Here is a 14,335-nt window from a genome sequence, read left to right on the forward strand (position 1 = left end):
GCCCGCGCCAGTCGTACGTACGTCCCCGTACCGGTCCCGTACCGTGTGCGGGGACGTACGCGCGTGCGCGTGGGAGAAGGCAGAAGAAGGGGCGCGGGACATGGCCGTGAAGGACCGGGACCGGGACCGTTTCTCCACCGCGACCCGGCTGAAGGTGCTGGGCGAGCAGACGGCCGCCCGGGTCTACCGCTCGCAGGCCAAGCGCCAGGTCCGTCGCTCCCGGCTGACCGGCCGGGCCGCGCTGCTCGCCCTCGTCCTCTGCTCGATGATCGTGGCGCTCGCCTATCCCATAAGGCAGTACGTCTCCCAGCGCGCCGAGATCGCCGACACGCAGCGGCAGCGCCAGGAGGCGCGCGAGCGGGTCGAGGAGTTGCGCGACCTCAAGGCGCGCTGGCAGGACGACGCGTACGCCGAGCAGCGCATCCGGGAGCGGCTGCACTATGTGATGCCGGGCGAGACCGGCTACACCATGATCGACCCGGACGCGGCGAAGCAGTCCCGTACGACACAGGGGGCGGCCGACCGCCCCTGGTACACCAATGTCTGGGACGGGGTCGACAAGGCCGACGCCGCCGACAGCTGAACGGCCACCCCGTGACCGTGAACCGATGAGCCACACCGAGGACTTGAGTAGCAGGTTATGCAGACCCCTCCGCCGACCACCCCGCGCACCGAGCCGACCGACGCCGACGTCGAGGCCTTCCAGCAGCAGCTCGGGCGCCCCCCGCGCGGCCTCCGCGCGATCGCGCACCGCTGTCCCTGCGGGCAGCCGGACGTCGTGGAGACGGCCCCGCGGCTGCCGGACGGCACGCCCTTCCCCACGACGTACTACCTGACGTGCCCGCGCGCGGCCTCCGCGATCGGCACGCTGGAGGCCAACGGCGTGATGAAGGAGATGACGCAGCGGCTGGCGACGGACCCCGAACTGGCCGCCGCCTACCGGGCCGCGCACGAGGACTACATCGCCCGGCGTGACGAGATCGAGGTCCTGGAGGGCTTCCCGAGCGCCGGCGGCATGCCGGACCGGGTGAAGTGCCTGCACGTCCTCGTGGGGCACTCGCTGGCCGCCGGCCCCGGCGTCAACCCGCTGGGCGACGAGGCGATCGCGATGCTGCCCGAGTGGTGGGCGAAGGGCCCGTGCGTGGTTCCCGCGCCGGAGACCTCCGAGGAGGACGCCCAGTGACCCGGGTCGCCGCCGTCGACTGCGGCACGAACTCCATCCGGCTCCTCGTCGCGGACTGCGACCCGGCCACCGGTGAACTCGTCGAGCTGGACCGGCGGATGACCATCGTCCGGCTCGGCCAGGGCGTGGACCGTACGGGACGGCTGGCGCCCGAGGCGCTGGAGCGGACCTTCGCGGCCTGCCGGGAGTACGCGGCGGTCATCAAGGAACTGGGCGCCGAACGCGTCCGCTTCGTGGCCACCTCCGCCTCCCGGGACGCCGAGAACCGGGACGAGTTCGTGCGGGGGGTGTTCGACATCCTCGGCGTCGAGCCCGAGGTGATCTCCGGTGACCGGGAGGCCGAGTTCTCCTTCACCGGCGCGACCAAGGAGCTGACGGGGCGGGCCGACCTGGCCCGGCCGTACCTGGTCGTGGACATCGGCGGCGGCTCCACGGAGTTCGTCGTCGGGGACGACCGGGTGCGCGGCGCCCGTTCCGTGGACATCGGCTGTGTACGGCTGACCGAGCGGCACCTCGTCCGGGACGGCGCCGCCGTCGATCCTCCCGGGCCGAAGGAGATCGCCGCGATCCGCGCCGACATCGAGGCCGCCCTCGACCTCGCCGAACGGGACGTCCCCCTGCGGGAGGCGCACACCCTCGTCGGGCTGGCCGGTTCGGTGACGACCATCTCCGCGATCGCCCAGGACCTGCCCGCGTACGACTCGGTGGCCATCCACCACTCCCGGGTCTCCCATGACCGCGTCCGCGAGATCACCGAGTGGCTGCTGCGGTCGACGCACGCCGAGCGGGCGGCGGTTCCCTCGATGCATCCCGGGCGGGTGGACGTGATCGCCGCGGGTGCCCTGGTCCTGCTCACGATCATGGAGCGGATCGGCGCGTCGGAGGTCGTGGTGAGCGAACACGACATTCTGGACGGAATCGCCTGGTCCGTGGCGTAGGCCGGCACGGTTCTACTACTCGCCAGTAGCCTCGCTTGAGCCGTTCGGATAACGTATGAGCGCGTCCGAGGGGTGCCCCGGCACCCCTCGTCGAGCGGGCGCCCGGAAACTTCGTGAAGTTCTTCACAAGAGAATCGCCCCTGTTGAGCGATGTTTTGAGGCTGGGCAGAGCCTTCAAGGGCTCCGAGGGGTCAACAGCGTGTTCCCGCAGGGGTTTCGCAGGGGTCTCGTCCGTGTGAAACCGAGGGGTGGTCCAGGGCCTCCGGGAAGCCGGAACGGCAGTTCACGCGGCATTGACAACGGGCAAACCCTCCGGCCGGTACCCCTGGTGGGCCGTGGCCCGGGCCAAAGGGGTCGCGCAGTGTAGCAGAGGGTGCGAGGAAGCTTGTGAAGGGGCGCACGAGCGACCCCCGGATGGCGGGTACATACTCGATGGCATGAGCACCACGGAGCGTCCCAGGATCCTCGTAGTAGGCGGTGGGTACGTAGGCCTGTACGCAGCTCGGCGCATCCTCAAGAAGATGCGCTACGGCGAGGCGACCGTCACGGTCGTCGACCCCCGGTCGTACATGACCTACCAGCCCTTCCTCCCCGAAGCCGCCGCCGGCAGCATCTCCCCCCGGCACGTCGTCGTCCCGCTGCGACGCGTGCTGCCGAAGGCGGAGGTCCTCACCGGTCGGGTCACCACCATCGACCAGGACCGCAAGGTCGCCTCGATCGCCCCGCTGGTCGGCGAGGCGTACGAGCTGCCCTTCGACTACCTGGTGATCGCGCTCGGCGCGGTCTCCCGCACCTTCCCGATCCCCGGCCTCGCCGAGCAGGGCATCGGCATGAAGGGCATCGAGGAGGCCATCGGCCTGCGCAACCACGTGCTGGAGCAGCTCGACAAGGCCGACTCCACGACCGACGAGGACGTCCGCCGCAAGGCGTTGACCTTCGTCTTCGTGGGCGGTGGCTTCGCCGGAGCGGAGACCATCGGCGAGGTCGAGGACATGGCCCGCGACGCCGCGAAGTACTACAAGAGCGTGTCCCGCGAGGACATGCGCTTCGTGCTCGTCGACGCCGCCGACAAGATCCTCCCCGAGGTCGGCCCCAAGCTCGGTCTGTACGGCAAGGAGCACCTGGAGGGCCGTGGGGTCGAGGTCTACCTCAACACCTCCATGGACTCCTGCGTCGACGGCCACGTCGTGCTGAAGAACGGCCTGGAGGTCGACTCCAACACGATCGTCTGGACCGCCGGCGTCAAGCCGAACCCGGTCCTCTCGCGCTACGGCCTCCCCCTCGGCCCCCGCGGCCACGTGGACGCCCAGCCGACCCTCCAGGTCACCGGCACCGACTACATCTGGGCCGCGGGCGACAACGCGCAGGTCCCCGACGTCGCCGCCCGCAAGGCCGGCGTCGAGAACGCCTGGTGCCCGCCGAACGCGCAGCACGCGCTGCGTCAGGCGAAGGTCCTCGGCGACAACGTGGTCTCCGGCATGCGGGGCTTCCCGCAGAAGGAGTACGCGCACTCCAACAAGGGTGCGGTGGCGGGCCTCGGCCTCCACAAGGGTGTCGCGATGATCGTCATGGGCAAGATGAAGATCAAGCTCAAGGGCCGTCTCGCGTGGTACATGCACCGTGGCTACCACGGTCTCGCCATGCCGACGTGGAACCGGAAGATCCGGGTCTTCGCGGACTGGACCCTCGCGATGTTCCTCAAGCGTGAGGTCGTCTCCCTGGGCGCCATCGAGACTCCTCGCGAGGAGTTCTACGAGGCGGCCAAGCCGGCGCCGGTCGCCGCGGCCCCGGCCAAGACCGAGGAGAAGGCGAAGGCCTCCTGACCCTTCCGGTCACCGCGCTGTTCCATGTCCGAAGGGCCTCCCGCCATCCGTGGTGCGGGGGGCCCTTCGGGGTGTGCGGGGGGAGCTCGGGGGTGCGGGTTCGTGGGCGGGTGAGGGTCCGGTGGGGGCTGGTCGCGCAGTTCCCCGCGCCCTGAGAAACCCAGGCCCTGCGGGCCTGAAAAGCACGGGGCGCAGCCCCTGCTTTTCAGGGGCCGCGGGGAACTGCGCGAGAAGCCCCACGCGCCCGCACCCGAAGAACACACCTCCCCACGGGAATACGGCACTGCCCCGCAGGTGATTACCGTGGCGTTGGACATTCCGGGATCTCTTGTCACGGAGGTGTGCGCCATGCAGGACGCCGCGTCGCGGCTGAAGAACCTGTTCGAGCAGCTGTCGGGAGAACCGCTCCCGGTCCGGCTGCGGGCCTGGGACGGATCGACGGCGGGCCCCCCGGACGCCCCCGCCCTGGTGGTACGCAACCGCCGGGCCCTGCGCCGGATGCTGTGGAAGCCGGGCGAACTGGGCCTGGCCCGCGCCTGGGTCGCCGGCGACCTCGGCGTCGAAGGGGACCTCTACGCCCTGCTGGACCTCGTGGCCGAGCACGTCTGGGAGCGGGACGAGGGCACCCGGAGCCTCACCCGTACCCTGCGCGACCCGGAGGCCCGCGCGGCCGTCATGGGCCTGCTGAGGCTGGCCGGCCCGGCCGTCCTGGTGCCGCCCGAACCCCCCGGCGAGGAGGTCCGCGCCCGCCACCGGCACACCAGACGCACCGACAGACGGGCCGTCAGCCACCACTACGACGTGGGCAACGACTTCTACGAGATCGTCCTCGGCCCGTCGATGGTGTACTCCTGCGCCTACTGGGCGGCCCCCGACGACACCACCACCCTCGAAGCCGCCCAGCACGACAAGCTCGATCTCGTCTGCCGCAAACTCGCCCTGGCCCCGGGAGCGCGGCTCCTCGACGTCGGCTGCGGCTGGGGCTCCTTGGCCCTGCACGCGGCCCGCGAGTACGGCGTGCACGTCGTCGGCGTCACCCTCTCGCAGGAACAGGCGACGTACGCCCGTAAGCGCGTCGCCGACGCGGGCCTGACCGACCGCGTCGAGATCCGCGTCCAGGACTACCGCGACGTCGGCGACGGGCCCTACGACGCGATCTCCTCCATCGGCATGGCCGAACACGTCGGCGCCGAAAGGTACCTGGAGTACGCCGAGAACCTGTACCGGCTCCTCGCCCCCGGCGGACGGCTCCTCAACCACCAGATCTCACGGCGCCCGCAGCCCGACGAGAACACGTACTCCCTCGACGGCTTCATCGACGCGTACGTCTTCCCCGACGGCGAACTAGCCCCCGTCGGCACCACCGTCACCCAGCTCGAACGCGCCGGGTTCGAGGTCCGGGACGTGGAGTCCCTCCGCGAGCACTACGCCCTCACCCTGCGCGCGTGGGTCGGCCGCCTCGAAGCGGGCTGGGCCCGGGCGGCCGCCCTCGCCGGTCCCGGCCGCGCCCGCGTCTGGCGCCTCTACATGGCCGCCTGCGCCCTCGGCTTCGAACGCAACCGCCTCGGCGTCAACCAGGTACTGGCCGTACGGCCCCCGGAAGGGGGTGCCTCGGGGCTCCCGCTCAGGGCCCGGACCTGGGGCGCCTGACCGTCCGTACGGGGGCGTGAACGGTCGTCCAGGGGCGCGTGAAGGGCCCCCGTTCCGATGCGGAACGGGGGCCCTTCACGCGCCGTCGCTTCTCCCGACGGCGCTCGGCTACTCGGCCTTGATCGCCGAGAGCATGTTGAGCTTCGCCGCGCGGCGGGCCGGCCACAGCGCGGCCAGGATGCCGACCGTGGCGGCGAGCAGGAGGAAGATCGCCATCCGGGCCCAGGGGAGGACCAGTTCGTACGTCGGCATCCTGCTGGCGAGGAGTTCGCCGGCGGCCCAGCCGAAGAAGACGCCGAGGCCGATGCCGAGGACACCGCCGAAGAGGGAGATGACGAGCGACTCCAGACGGACCATCCGCTTGATGCCCCGCCGGTCGAGACCGATCGCGCGGAGCATGCCGATCTCCTGCGAACGCTCGAAGACGGACATGGCCAGGGTGTTGATGACCCCGAGGACGGCGACGATCACGGCCATGGCCAGCAGGCCGTAGAGCATGTTCAGCATCAGCGTGAACATCTGCGCGATGTCGTCGGAGAGGTCCTGGCCGCTCTGGACCTTGATCGCCGGGTTCTCCCCCAGAGCCTTCTCCAGCCGGTCCTTGGTGGCGTCGGAGGCGCCCGCCGAGGTCTTGACCATGACCATCATGTCGGCCGGGTCGGCTGAGGCCGGCAGCCGCCCGGTGAGCGTGGCGTTGTCCAGGAGGATGCCCCGGATCAGTTCGTTGCTCTCGTAGACCCCGGCGACCGTCAGCTTCTGCTTCTCGCCGCCCTCGAAGCCGGCGGTGAACTCCGAGCCGGCCTTCCAGCCGCGCCGGGCGGCGGTGTCCGCGTCCACGACGACGTCCGAGCCGCCGACCCTGAACGTCCCTTGGCCGACGGGCAGGTCGGTGACCTTGCCGATGTCCGCGCCGTTCACGCCCGTGAGGTACTCGGTCTCGTCCCCGATGCGGGACTCGGCGTTGCGCAGCGGGGAGACGGCGGTGACGCCCTCGGTGCTGGACAGTTTCTTCTCCACGTCCGGGGAGAGGAAGCTGCCGCTGGTCATCGAGACGACGTAGTCCGCCTTGATCGCGTCGGCGGCCATCCTGGCGATGGCCTGCTGCAGGCTGCCCGCCATCACCGTCATACCGGTGATCAGCGTCAGGCCGATCATCAGCGCCGAGGCGGTCGCGGCGGTGCGGCGCGGATTGCGCACGGAGTTCTGCCGGGCGAGCTTGCCGGAGATCCCGAAGACCCGCATGAGGGGTGCCGCGGCGGCGATCAGCGGGCGGGAGAGGAGGGGCGTGAGGACGAAGACACCGATGATCAGGAGGACCGCGCCGATGCCCATCGGCGCCTGGCCGTCCGAGCCGTCCATCGTGGTGGCGTACAGCACGGTGGCCACGCCCGCGCCCGCCAGCAGCGCGCCGATCGTGTTCCGCACGACGAGCGACTTGGCCGTCGCCTTCGCGTGGACGCTGCTCATGGCGGCGACCGGCGGGATCCTCGCGGCGCGGCGGCCCGGCAGCCAGGCGGCCACCATGGTGATCAGTACGCCGACCAGCAGGGCGGTGACGACGGTGCCGGGGGAGACCACCAGCGGGCCGTCCGGGACGGTCTCGCCGAGGGTGCTGATCAGGGCCCGCATCCCGGCGCCGATGCCGACACCGGCGGCGAGGCCGGTGACCGCCGCGACCGTGCCCACCACGAACGCCTCGATCAGCACGGACCGCGTCACCTGGCGGCGGGAGGCGCCGACCGCGCGCAGCAGCGCCAGCTCCTTGGTGCGCTGGGCGACGAGCATCGTGAAGGTGTTGGCGATGATGAACGTGCCCACGAACAGGGCGATCCCGGCGAAGACCAGCAGCGCGTTCTTCATGCCGCTCATCTGCGCGGCGATCTGCGTGGCCTGCTGGTCGGCGAGCTGCCGGCCGGTGATGGTGGACGCCGTGTCCTCGGGGAGGACCTCATCGATGGCCTTGCGCAGCTGGGTCTGGCTGGTGCCGTCCGCCGCGGTCACGGCGATCTCGTCGTACTCGCCCTCGTCGTGGAACAGCTTCTGCGCGGTCGCCGTGTCGAACAGGGCGAGGCTGCCGCCGGCCGCCACATTGCCGTCGTCGGTCGTGAAGATCCCGGCGACGGTGGGGGTGAGGACCGGACCGTCGACGGACATCCGGATGGTGTCGCCCACCTCGTACCCGGCCCGCTTCGCGGTCTGCGCGTCGATGGCGACCTCGTCCGCGCCCTGGGGCGCGGCGCCGTCCTCGATCGTATAGCGGGGGTCGTCCGTGCCCCAGAAGTTCCCGCCCTGCGACTGGAAGCCGCCGCCGATCAGCTTGCCGTCCTTGTCGGCGAGCGCGGCGAACCCGCTCACCACACCGATGGCCGACTCGGCGCCGGGCACCCCCTCGACCTTCTTCAGCAGCTCGGGCGTCAACTTCGGCTGCTCGGCGACGGTGTCGCCCTCGTCCGGCCGGTACCCCGACTGGACCGCGACGTCCACGTGGTCGAAGCCCTTGGCCGAACTCTTCTGCAGCGCGTCCGAGACGGTGTTCGTGAAGACCAGCGTGCCCGACACGAAGGCGACGCCGAGCATCACCGCGAGCACGGTCATGAGAAGCCTGGCCTTGTGCGAGAGCACGTTGCGCAGGGCGGTACGGAACATGAGTGGGATCCCTGTCAGGGGTCGGAGGGGTGAGGACGGTGGGTGGTCGAGCGCTGTCCGCGGGGCGGACTCTCCGAACTCCCCTAGCTCGTACGGCCCTTGCTGTCGAACTTCTTCATGCGGTCCAGGACGGAGTCGGCCGTCGGCTCGTGGATCTCGTCCACGAGGCGTCCGTCGGCGAGGAAGACGACCCGGTCCGCGTACGCCGCGGCCACCGGGTCGTGCGTCACCATCACCACGGTCTGCCCCAACTGCCGTACGGAGTTGCGCAGGAAGCCCAGCACCTCGGCACCCGACCGCGAGTCGAGGTTTCCGGTCGGCTCGTCGCCGAAGATGATGTCCGGGCGGGAGGCGAGCGCCCGGGCGACGGCCACGCGCTGCTGCTGGCCGCCGGAGAGCTGGGCGGGCCGGTGGCTCAGCCGGTCGGCGAGGCCCACCATCCGGATCACGGTGTCCAGCCACTGCCTGTCAGGCTTGCGGCCCGCGATGTCCATCGGGAGGGTGATGTTCTCCATCGCCGTCAGCGTCGGCAGCAGGTTGTACGCCTGGAAGATGAAGCCGATCTTGTCCCGGCGCAACTTGGTGAGCTGCTTGTCCTTCAGCGAACCCAGCTCGGTGTCGCCGATGCGGACGGACCCGGCCGAGAAGGTGTCCAGGCCCGCCACACAGTGCATCAGCGTGGACTTGCCGGAGCCCGAGGGGCCCATGATCGCGGTGAACTGGGCCTGCCGGAAGTCGATGGAGACCTGGTCCAGCGCGACCACCCGGGTCTCGCCCTGTCCGTAGACCTTCGACAGTTCCGTGGCGCGGGCGGCCACGACGGTGGCCCGGTCGGCGAGGGGAGTGGTGGTCACGGGTGGGAACTCCTTGCGGGGCGGCGACGGTCGGAGGGGGCGGAGAGACGGCCGGCGCGCGCCGGGTCGTGCCGCGCGGCATGCCGGAAGCCGTTCGCTTCGTGATGCCTCCATCGTCCCGACGCGAGAGCGCCGTGTAGTCAGCCGCTGTCCTGGTTCCGGGGGCAGACTTCTGACGGACGGGCGGGCGGCGCGTCATACCTGGGGATGACGGCGGGGTCCGCCCGCTGGGGGTTCGTGTCCGATTCGAGGGGCCGTCAGATCCCGTTCGCGCACCGTCATGACCGACCAGAGTCGTCGCGTCACCGCGTGTGTCCTCGGCGAGGCGCTCGTTCGGGCGGTGAAATTCCGTCATTCCGCATACGCCCGGTCGGGCCGTCCGGAAGGCTGTTGGCAAGTGCGGATGGCGTGTTCCGTGGGCTGATGCACCCTCAGGCGTCAATAAAATAAGACAACATCGGTCCGCCGGTCGACTGTTCGGGGGAAGCCTCCCGATAGGCTCGGAAGCTCAGCGCGGAGCCCATGGCCTGCCCGGATGGTGGAATGCAGACACGGCGAGCTTAAACCTCGCTGCCCCTCGCGGGCGTACCGGTTCAAGTCCGGTTCCGGGCACCTCCGACCAAAATCGCGCATTTTCGCTCACATTCCCACATGCTGCCCTCGGGTGAGCCGCGTCCGGGAGGCGCGTGACGGTGTGGGCGCGGCCGTGGTTGATCTCCGGACGATTGCGGGCCCGTACCGGGTTGGTCATGGGTGAGGGCGGGCGGGCCGGGGAATCACCTGGACGCGTAGCGTGTTCGACGACAAGGGCAGGGAAAGATCCTCCCCAAGCAGTAGAGTCAATCCTTTGCCTACCTATTACTCTTGAGCCAAGGCCACGCAGGGTGGCCATGGAGGAGTGAAATGAGGAGCAGCAACCCGGTCTTCTCGCGACGGGGGTTCAGCCGCGACAACGGCCACGCGGGCTTCAACACCGCGCCGCAGGCCGGGGGAGCAGCTGTCGGCACCCAGGGCAACCCCTACGCCCAGCAGGGTGGCAACCCGTACGCGACCAACCCGTACGCCCAGCAGGACGTGCAGCACGGCGTCCCGCCGCAGGCTCCGGCCCGCACGGGCGCCATGACCATGGACGACGTGGTCATGCGCTCGGCCATGACGCTCGGCACGGTCGTCGTCGGCGCGGTCCTCGCCTGGGCCCTCCTGCCGGTGTCGCCCACGAGCTACGGCCTGGCCATCGGCGCCGCGCTCATCGCCTTCGTCCTGGCGATGGTGCAGTCCTTCAAGCGCAAGGCCTCGCCCGCGCTGATCCTGTCCTACGCGGCCTTCGAGGGTGTCTTCCTCGGCGTGCTCAGCGAGATGTTCAACTCGCGGTGGAACGGCGCGCCCTTCCAGGCCGTGCTCGGCACCATGGCCGTCTCCGGCGCCACCCTCCTGGTCTACCGGGCGGGCTGGATCCGGGTGACCGCGCGGTACGCCCGTATCGGTATGACCATCGCGATCGCCTTCGTGCTGGTCATGGCGGTCAACCTGCTGCTCGTCGTCTTCGGGGTCGCCCCGGACGGCGGACTGCGCAACATGGGCGCGCTCGGCGCGGCCGTCAGCATCCTCGCGATCGTGCTCGGCGCCTTCTTCCTGACCCTCGACTTCAAGCAGATCGAGGACGGCATCGCCTACGGCGCCCCGCGCGAGGAGGCCTGGCTGGCCGCGTTCGGCCTGACCATGACCCTCGTGTGGATCTACGTCGAGATGCTCCGCCTGGTCGCCATCTTCAGCGGCGACGACTAGGAGTGACGCTCTGGGGCCGGGACTGATCCGGCCCCCATGTCGAAGGCCCCCCGAACCGGCTGGTTCGGGGGGCCTTCGTCGGTTCTCGGCGGCTTCAACGGAACTTCCGCGCGGCCCTCCTCAGGTCGTACTCGTGAACGATCGCTTTGGCGTGTCCGTACGCGAGGTCGTACTCGTGCCGGAGCCAGCTGACCTTCTCCTCGAAGTTGGGGAGAGCGGGGCCTTCGTCGACTTTGCGGAGCCAGTCGGAGATTTCACGACCGGTGCAATGGGGGATGCGGGCGAGCAGGTTGCGATGGGTCTCCTCGGAGAAGACTTGGGACATCGGCGCCTCCGGACGAAAGGGAATGTAAGCCGGTCCTTCAGGTCACGTTGCCTGAGTGGCGGCCTGTTGGCAACAGTCCGGTGAGGGCGCGTACTCTCGCGGCGTGCTTGATACGACGCCGTTGACCCGTGCCGTGGATCATTTCGCCGACCGGTTGCGGGCCGCACCGCAGAGCCGGCTGCAGCGGGGGGCCGCCGCGGAGGCGCTGGCACTGGCCCGGGAGATGGCGCTGCGGGCCCAGCGGCTGGAGGCGCCGGGCACGGACGCCCGCCAGATGCCGGACGTGGGGATGTTCGCGGCGGCCGATCAGGTCATGGTCGCCGGGAACGATCTCGCGCTGGTGCTCGGCGACGAGAACGCGGTGGCGGAGGCCGTGGCGCTGGTGGAGGAGGCTCAGCGGCGCGCCGGGGTGTGAGCCGCGGGGCGCGGCCGCGGCGCCCTCTACAGCGACGCGATGACCCGGTCCGCCAGGATGTAGACCATGTCGTCGCCGCACTCGAACGTGAGCGTGTACGCGCCCGAGATGCCCGAGCCGCCCAGCAGGACCGGGGTGTCACCGCTCTGGAGCGCCGTGGCCAGGCGTTCGGCGGTCTCGCGGTGGCCGGGGGTCATGCAGAGCGTGGTGCCGTCGGCGAAGACGTAGACGTCGAGGGTGCCGAGGGGACCCGGACGGACGTCGGCCAGCTCGGTGCGGGAGGCGGCGAGGTCCTCCAGGCAGGCGACCGTGCGCTCGTGGTCGTTGGTGACGGGCGACTGCACCGGCACGAAGTCGGGGTGCGAGGGGTGCCGGCGGCGGGCCGCGGCCAGCTCCGCCGAGTCCGGGGCGTACTCGTCGCCCTCCAGGCTCGGCTCGATCACCGGCTCCAGGTGCTCCAGACCCGCGAAATCGGACTGCCGGGGCATGAACAGGTCGCTGTCGGGCAGACCCAGCAGCGAGGGCGCGTCGGAGACGTCACGGGACTCCTGGGCGGCCCAGAACGCCCTCGCCTCGGCCAGCTCACGCTCCCGCTCCTCGGCGAGTGCCTCGGCGACGGCGGCGCGTATCTCCTCCGTGTCGCCGGCCGGCCGGGCGGCCGGCACCGGCGCGCGCACCCCGGCGGCCCGGCTCTCGGCCAGCTCGGCGCGCAGGGCGGCGACCTGTCGGCGCAGCCCCGTGAGGGTGCGCAGGACGGCGACGCCCACGGCCGCGGTGGCGGCCGTGGTGAGCAGCAAGGCGATCGGCATAGCGCTCACTGACGTACTCCCGGTTCAAAGTCGACCCCCGACTTCCTACATCAGCTTGAAGGGCGGACTAACCAGCTGTCAGTGCGTAACGTCACGAATCGGGCAGGAATCTGGGCTCGATGTTTGGTGGTGAAACGACTCTGACCTGCGTAAATCCCTCCCCGAAGGGAGATAGGTCACATCCTGGGGGAGATTGGATCACAAAACGGCCCGGAGCCCTTGGGAAATCGGGACTCCGGGCCATGGCATCGCGGTGCGCGTTCGAACAGTCACGGCTCCGCGTGCGCGCGGCGGGCGGGTCTCAGCTGAGGCGCTCGATGACCATCGCCATGCCCTGACCGCCGCCGACGCACATCGTCTCCAGGCCGAACTGCTTGTCGTGGAACTGGAGGGAGTTGATGAGCGTGCCGGTGATGCGGGCGCCGGTCATGCCGAAGGGGTGGCCGACGGCGATGGCGCCGCCGTTCACGTTCAGCTTGTCCAGCGGGATGTCCAGGTCGCGGTAGGAGGGGATCACCTGGGCGGCGAAGGCCTCGTTGATCTCGAACAGGTCGATGTCGTCGACGGTGAGACCCGCACGGGACAGGGCCTGCTTCGACGCCTCCACCGGGCCGTAGCCCATGATCTCGGGGGAGAGGCCGGAGACGCCGGTGGAGACGATCCGGGCGAGCGGGGTGAGCCCGAGGTCCCGCGCCTTGGTGTCGGACATGATGACCAGGGCGGCGGCGCCGTCGTTCAGCGGGCAGCAGTTGCCGGCGGTGACCAGGCCGTCCTCGCGGAAGACCGGCTTCAGGCCCTGCACGGCCTCCAGGGTGACGCCCGCGCGCGGGCCGTCGTCCTTGCTGACGACCGTGCCGTCGGGCAGCGTCACCGGGGTGATCTCGCGCTCCCAGAAGCCCTTCTTGATGGCTTCCTCGGCGAGGTTCTGCGAGCGGACACCGAATTCGTCCATGTCCTCGCGGGTCACGCCCCACTGGCGGGCCAGGTTCTCCGCGGTCTGCCCCATCGCGATGTACGGGTCGGGGAGCAGGCCGTCCTCGCGCGGGTCGTGCCAGGAGGCGCCGACCGACTTGGAGACGGACTCCGTGCGGGCCTCGGCCTCGGCGAAGAGGGGGTTGCGTGCGGTGGGGATGTCGCTCGTGCCGCGCGCGGTGCTGCTGACGACCTCCACGCCCGCGGAGATGAAGACGTCGCCCTCGCCGGCCTTGATGGCGTGCAGGGCCATGCGGGACGTCTGGAGCGAGGAGGAACAGTAACGGGTGACCGTGCAGCCCGGCAGGTGGTCCATGCCCAGCTGTACGGCGACGATGCGGCCCAGGTTGTGGCCCTGCTCGCCGCCGGGGAGGCCGCAGCCGAGCATCAGGTCGTCGATGTCCCTCGGGTCCAGTTCCGGGACCTTCGCGAGGGCGGCGGCGACGATCGTGGCGGTCAGGTCGTCCGGGCGCAGGTCCTTCAGCGAGCCCTTGAAAGCACGGCCGATGGGGGAGCGGGCGGCTGAGACGATCACGGCTTCGGGCATCACGGCTCCATTGGCATGCGACGGAAAGCAGGGCTGTGGGGGAAGTTACCCGTACGTATGGGCGGGGTCACGGGTAGTCGGGTGTGACTCCGACCGCACTTTTCTAAGCGCTTGCTTTTTTGCGTGGGGCGCCCAGTGGCTCGGGGGTGGAGGTTCGTGGGCGGGTGCGGGTGCGGGTGTGGGTGTGGGTGCGTGGGGCTGGTCGCGCAGGGCCTGATGTTTCTGGGGGCGCGGGGAACTGCGCGAGAAGCCCCACCGGGCCGCACGCGCGATTCCACGGGCACCCCCGAGCCACTAGATGAATGAGTCCAAGGGGCTTTCGTCACGGTCAGTGGTCGTAGGCGATCAGTGACCGTTTGACCGGCTGCCCGGTGCGGTCGTTGTACCA

Annotated in this window: 12 protein-coding genes and 1 tRNA gene; 8 read left to right on the forward strand and 5 right to left on the reverse strand. The window is 70.3% G+C overall.

Going from position 1 to position 14,335, the window contains the following annotated elements:
* Positions 1–100: 100 nt before the first annotated feature.
* The 5 genes from ACWCRJ_RS28700 (at position 101) to ACWCRJ_RS28720 (ending at position 5,594) form a co-directional block, all read left to right on the forward strand.
* Positions 101–583: an FtsB family cell division protein gene (locus tag ACWCRJ_RS28700; RefSeq protein ID WP_450942028.1), complete on the forward strand. Its 483-nt coding sequence runs from the start codon at positions 101–103 to the stop codon at positions 581–583.
* A 57-nt stretch (positions 584–640) separates the two neighbouring features.
* A complete protein-coding gene (locus ACWCRJ_RS28705) occupies positions 641–1,183 on the forward strand; it encodes a DUF501 domain-containing protein (RefSeq protein ID WP_450942029.1) in 543 nt (180 codons plus the stop codon).
* Entirely contained in the window at positions 1,180–2,121 is a 942-nt protein-coding gene (locus ACWCRJ_RS28710) for a Ppx/GppA phosphatase family protein (RefSeq protein WP_450942030.1), read from the forward strand. Before ACWCRJ_RS28705 ends, ACWCRJ_RS28710 begins: the two co-directional genes overlap by 4 nt.
* 437 nt (positions 2,122–2,558) lie before the next feature.
* Entirely contained in the window at positions 2,559–3,944 is a 1,386-nt protein-coding gene (locus tag ACWCRJ_RS28715; protein ID WP_005485758.1) for an NAD(P)/FAD-dependent oxidoreductase, read from the forward strand.
* A 348-nt stretch (positions 3,945–4,292) separates the two neighbouring features.
* Positions 4,293–5,594 carry a class I SAM-dependent methyltransferase gene (locus ACWCRJ_RS28720; protein ID WP_450942031.1) on the forward strand — a complete coding sequence of 434 codons (1,302 nt, stop codon included), beginning with the start codon at positions 4,293–4,295 and terminating at the stop codon, positions 5,592–5,594.
* Positions 5,595–5,702: 108 nt separating this feature from the next.
* On the opposite strand, the gene ACWCRJ_RS28725 is transcribed toward ACWCRJ_RS28720, so the two are convergent.
* Positions 5,703–8,240: an ABC transporter permease gene (locus tag ACWCRJ_RS28725; RefSeq protein WP_450942032.1), complete on the reverse strand. Its 2,538-nt coding sequence runs from the start codon at positions 8,238–8,240 to the stop codon at positions 5,703–5,705.
* Between the two features lie 83 nt (positions 8,241–8,323).
* Positions 8,324–9,094: an ABC transporter ATP-binding protein gene (locus ACWCRJ_RS28730; RefSeq protein ID WP_450942033.1), complete on the reverse strand. Its 771-nt coding sequence runs from the start codon at positions 9,092–9,094 to the stop codon at positions 8,324–8,326.
* Between the two features lie 529 nt (positions 9,095–9,623).
* Between ACWCRJ_RS28730 and ACWCRJ_RS28735 the strand changes: the two genes are divergently transcribed.
* A tRNA-Leu gene (locus ACWCRJ_RS28735) sits at positions 9,624–9,706 on the forward strand.
* A 291-nt stretch (positions 9,707–9,997) separates the two neighbouring features.
* Positions 9,998–10,879: a Bax inhibitor-1/YccA family protein gene (locus tag ACWCRJ_RS28740; protein WP_450942034.1), complete on the forward strand. Its 882-nt coding sequence runs from the start codon at positions 9,998–10,000 to the stop codon at positions 10,877–10,879.
* Between the two features lie 94 nt (positions 10,880–10,973).
* Here the strand turns inward: ACWCRJ_RS28740 and ACWCRJ_RS28745 are convergent, their stop codons facing one another.
* Positions 10,974–11,204, reverse strand: a complete 231-nt coding sequence (locus ACWCRJ_RS28745; protein WP_450942035.1) for a DUF4287 domain-containing protein — start codon at positions 11,202–11,204, stop codon at positions 10,974–10,976.
* Positions 11,205–11,307: 103 nt separating this feature from the next.
* Here ACWCRJ_RS28745 and ACWCRJ_RS28750 point away from each other — a divergent pair, with 103 nt between their 5' ends.
* A complete protein-coding gene (locus tag ACWCRJ_RS28750; protein ID WP_028797029.1) occupies positions 11,308–11,619 on the forward strand; it encodes a hypothetical protein in 312 nt (103 codons plus the stop codon).
* A gap of 26 nt (positions 11,620–11,645) precedes the next feature.
* Here the strand turns inward: ACWCRJ_RS28750 and ACWCRJ_RS28755 are convergent, their stop codons facing one another.
* Together ACWCRJ_RS28755 and ACWCRJ_RS28760 are read right to left on the reverse strand one after the other, a co-directional pair.
* Complete coding sequence (locus ACWCRJ_RS28755; protein WP_450942040.1) at positions 11,646–12,428, reverse strand: hypothetical protein; 783 nt, start codon at positions 12,426–12,428, stop codon at positions 11,646–11,648.
* Between the two features lie 301 nt (positions 12,429–12,729).
* Positions 12,730–13,947 (reverse strand): acetyl-CoA C-acetyltransferase, encoded by a 1,218-nt coding sequence (locus tag ACWCRJ_RS28760; protein ID WP_450942036.1) that lies wholly within the window; start codon positions 13,945–13,947, stop codon positions 12,730–12,732.
* Positions 13,948–14,335: the final 388 nt, after the last annotated feature.

This window comes from Streptomyces sp. NPDC002324, from assembly GCF_053593335.1.

Bases quoted from the DNA above. Each gene is read 5' to 3' on its own strand.
- ACWCRJ_RS28740 (WP_450942034.1), top strand. From the start codon at position 9,998: ATGAGGAGCAGCAACCCGGTCTTCTCGCGACGGGGGTTCAGCCGCGAC.
- ACWCRJ_RS28755 (WP_450942040.1), bottom strand. From the start codon at position 12,428: ATGCCGATCGCCTTGCTGCTCACCACGGCCGCCACCGCGGCCGTGGGC.
- ACWCRJ_RS28705 (WP_450942029.1), top strand. From the start codon at position 641: ATGCAGACCCCTCCGCCGACCACCCCGCGCACCGAGCCGACCGACGCC.
- ACWCRJ_RS28760 (WP_450942036.1), bottom strand. From the start codon at position 13,947: ATGCCCGAAGCCGTGATCGTCTCAGCCGCCCGCTCCCCCATCGGCCGT.
- ACWCRJ_RS28720 (WP_450942031.1), top strand. From the start codon at position 4,293: ATGCAGGACGCCGCGTCGCGGCTGAAGAACCTGTTCGAGCAGCTGTCG.
- ACWCRJ_RS28700 (WP_450942028.1), top strand. From the start codon at position 101: ATGGCCGTGAAGGACCGGGACCGGGACCGTTTCTCCACCGCGACCCGG.
- ACWCRJ_RS28745 (WP_450942035.1), bottom strand. From the start codon at position 11,204: ATGTCCCAAGTCTTCTCCGAGGAGACCCATCGCAACCTGCTCGCCCGC.
- ACWCRJ_RS28715 (WP_005485758.1), top strand. From the start codon at position 2,559: ATGAGCACCACGGAGCGTCCCAGGATCCTCGTAGTAGGCGGTGGGTAC.
- ACWCRJ_RS28725 (WP_450942032.1), bottom strand. From the start codon at position 8,240: ATGTTCCGTACCGCCCTGCGCAACGTGCTCTCGCACAAGGCCAGGCTT.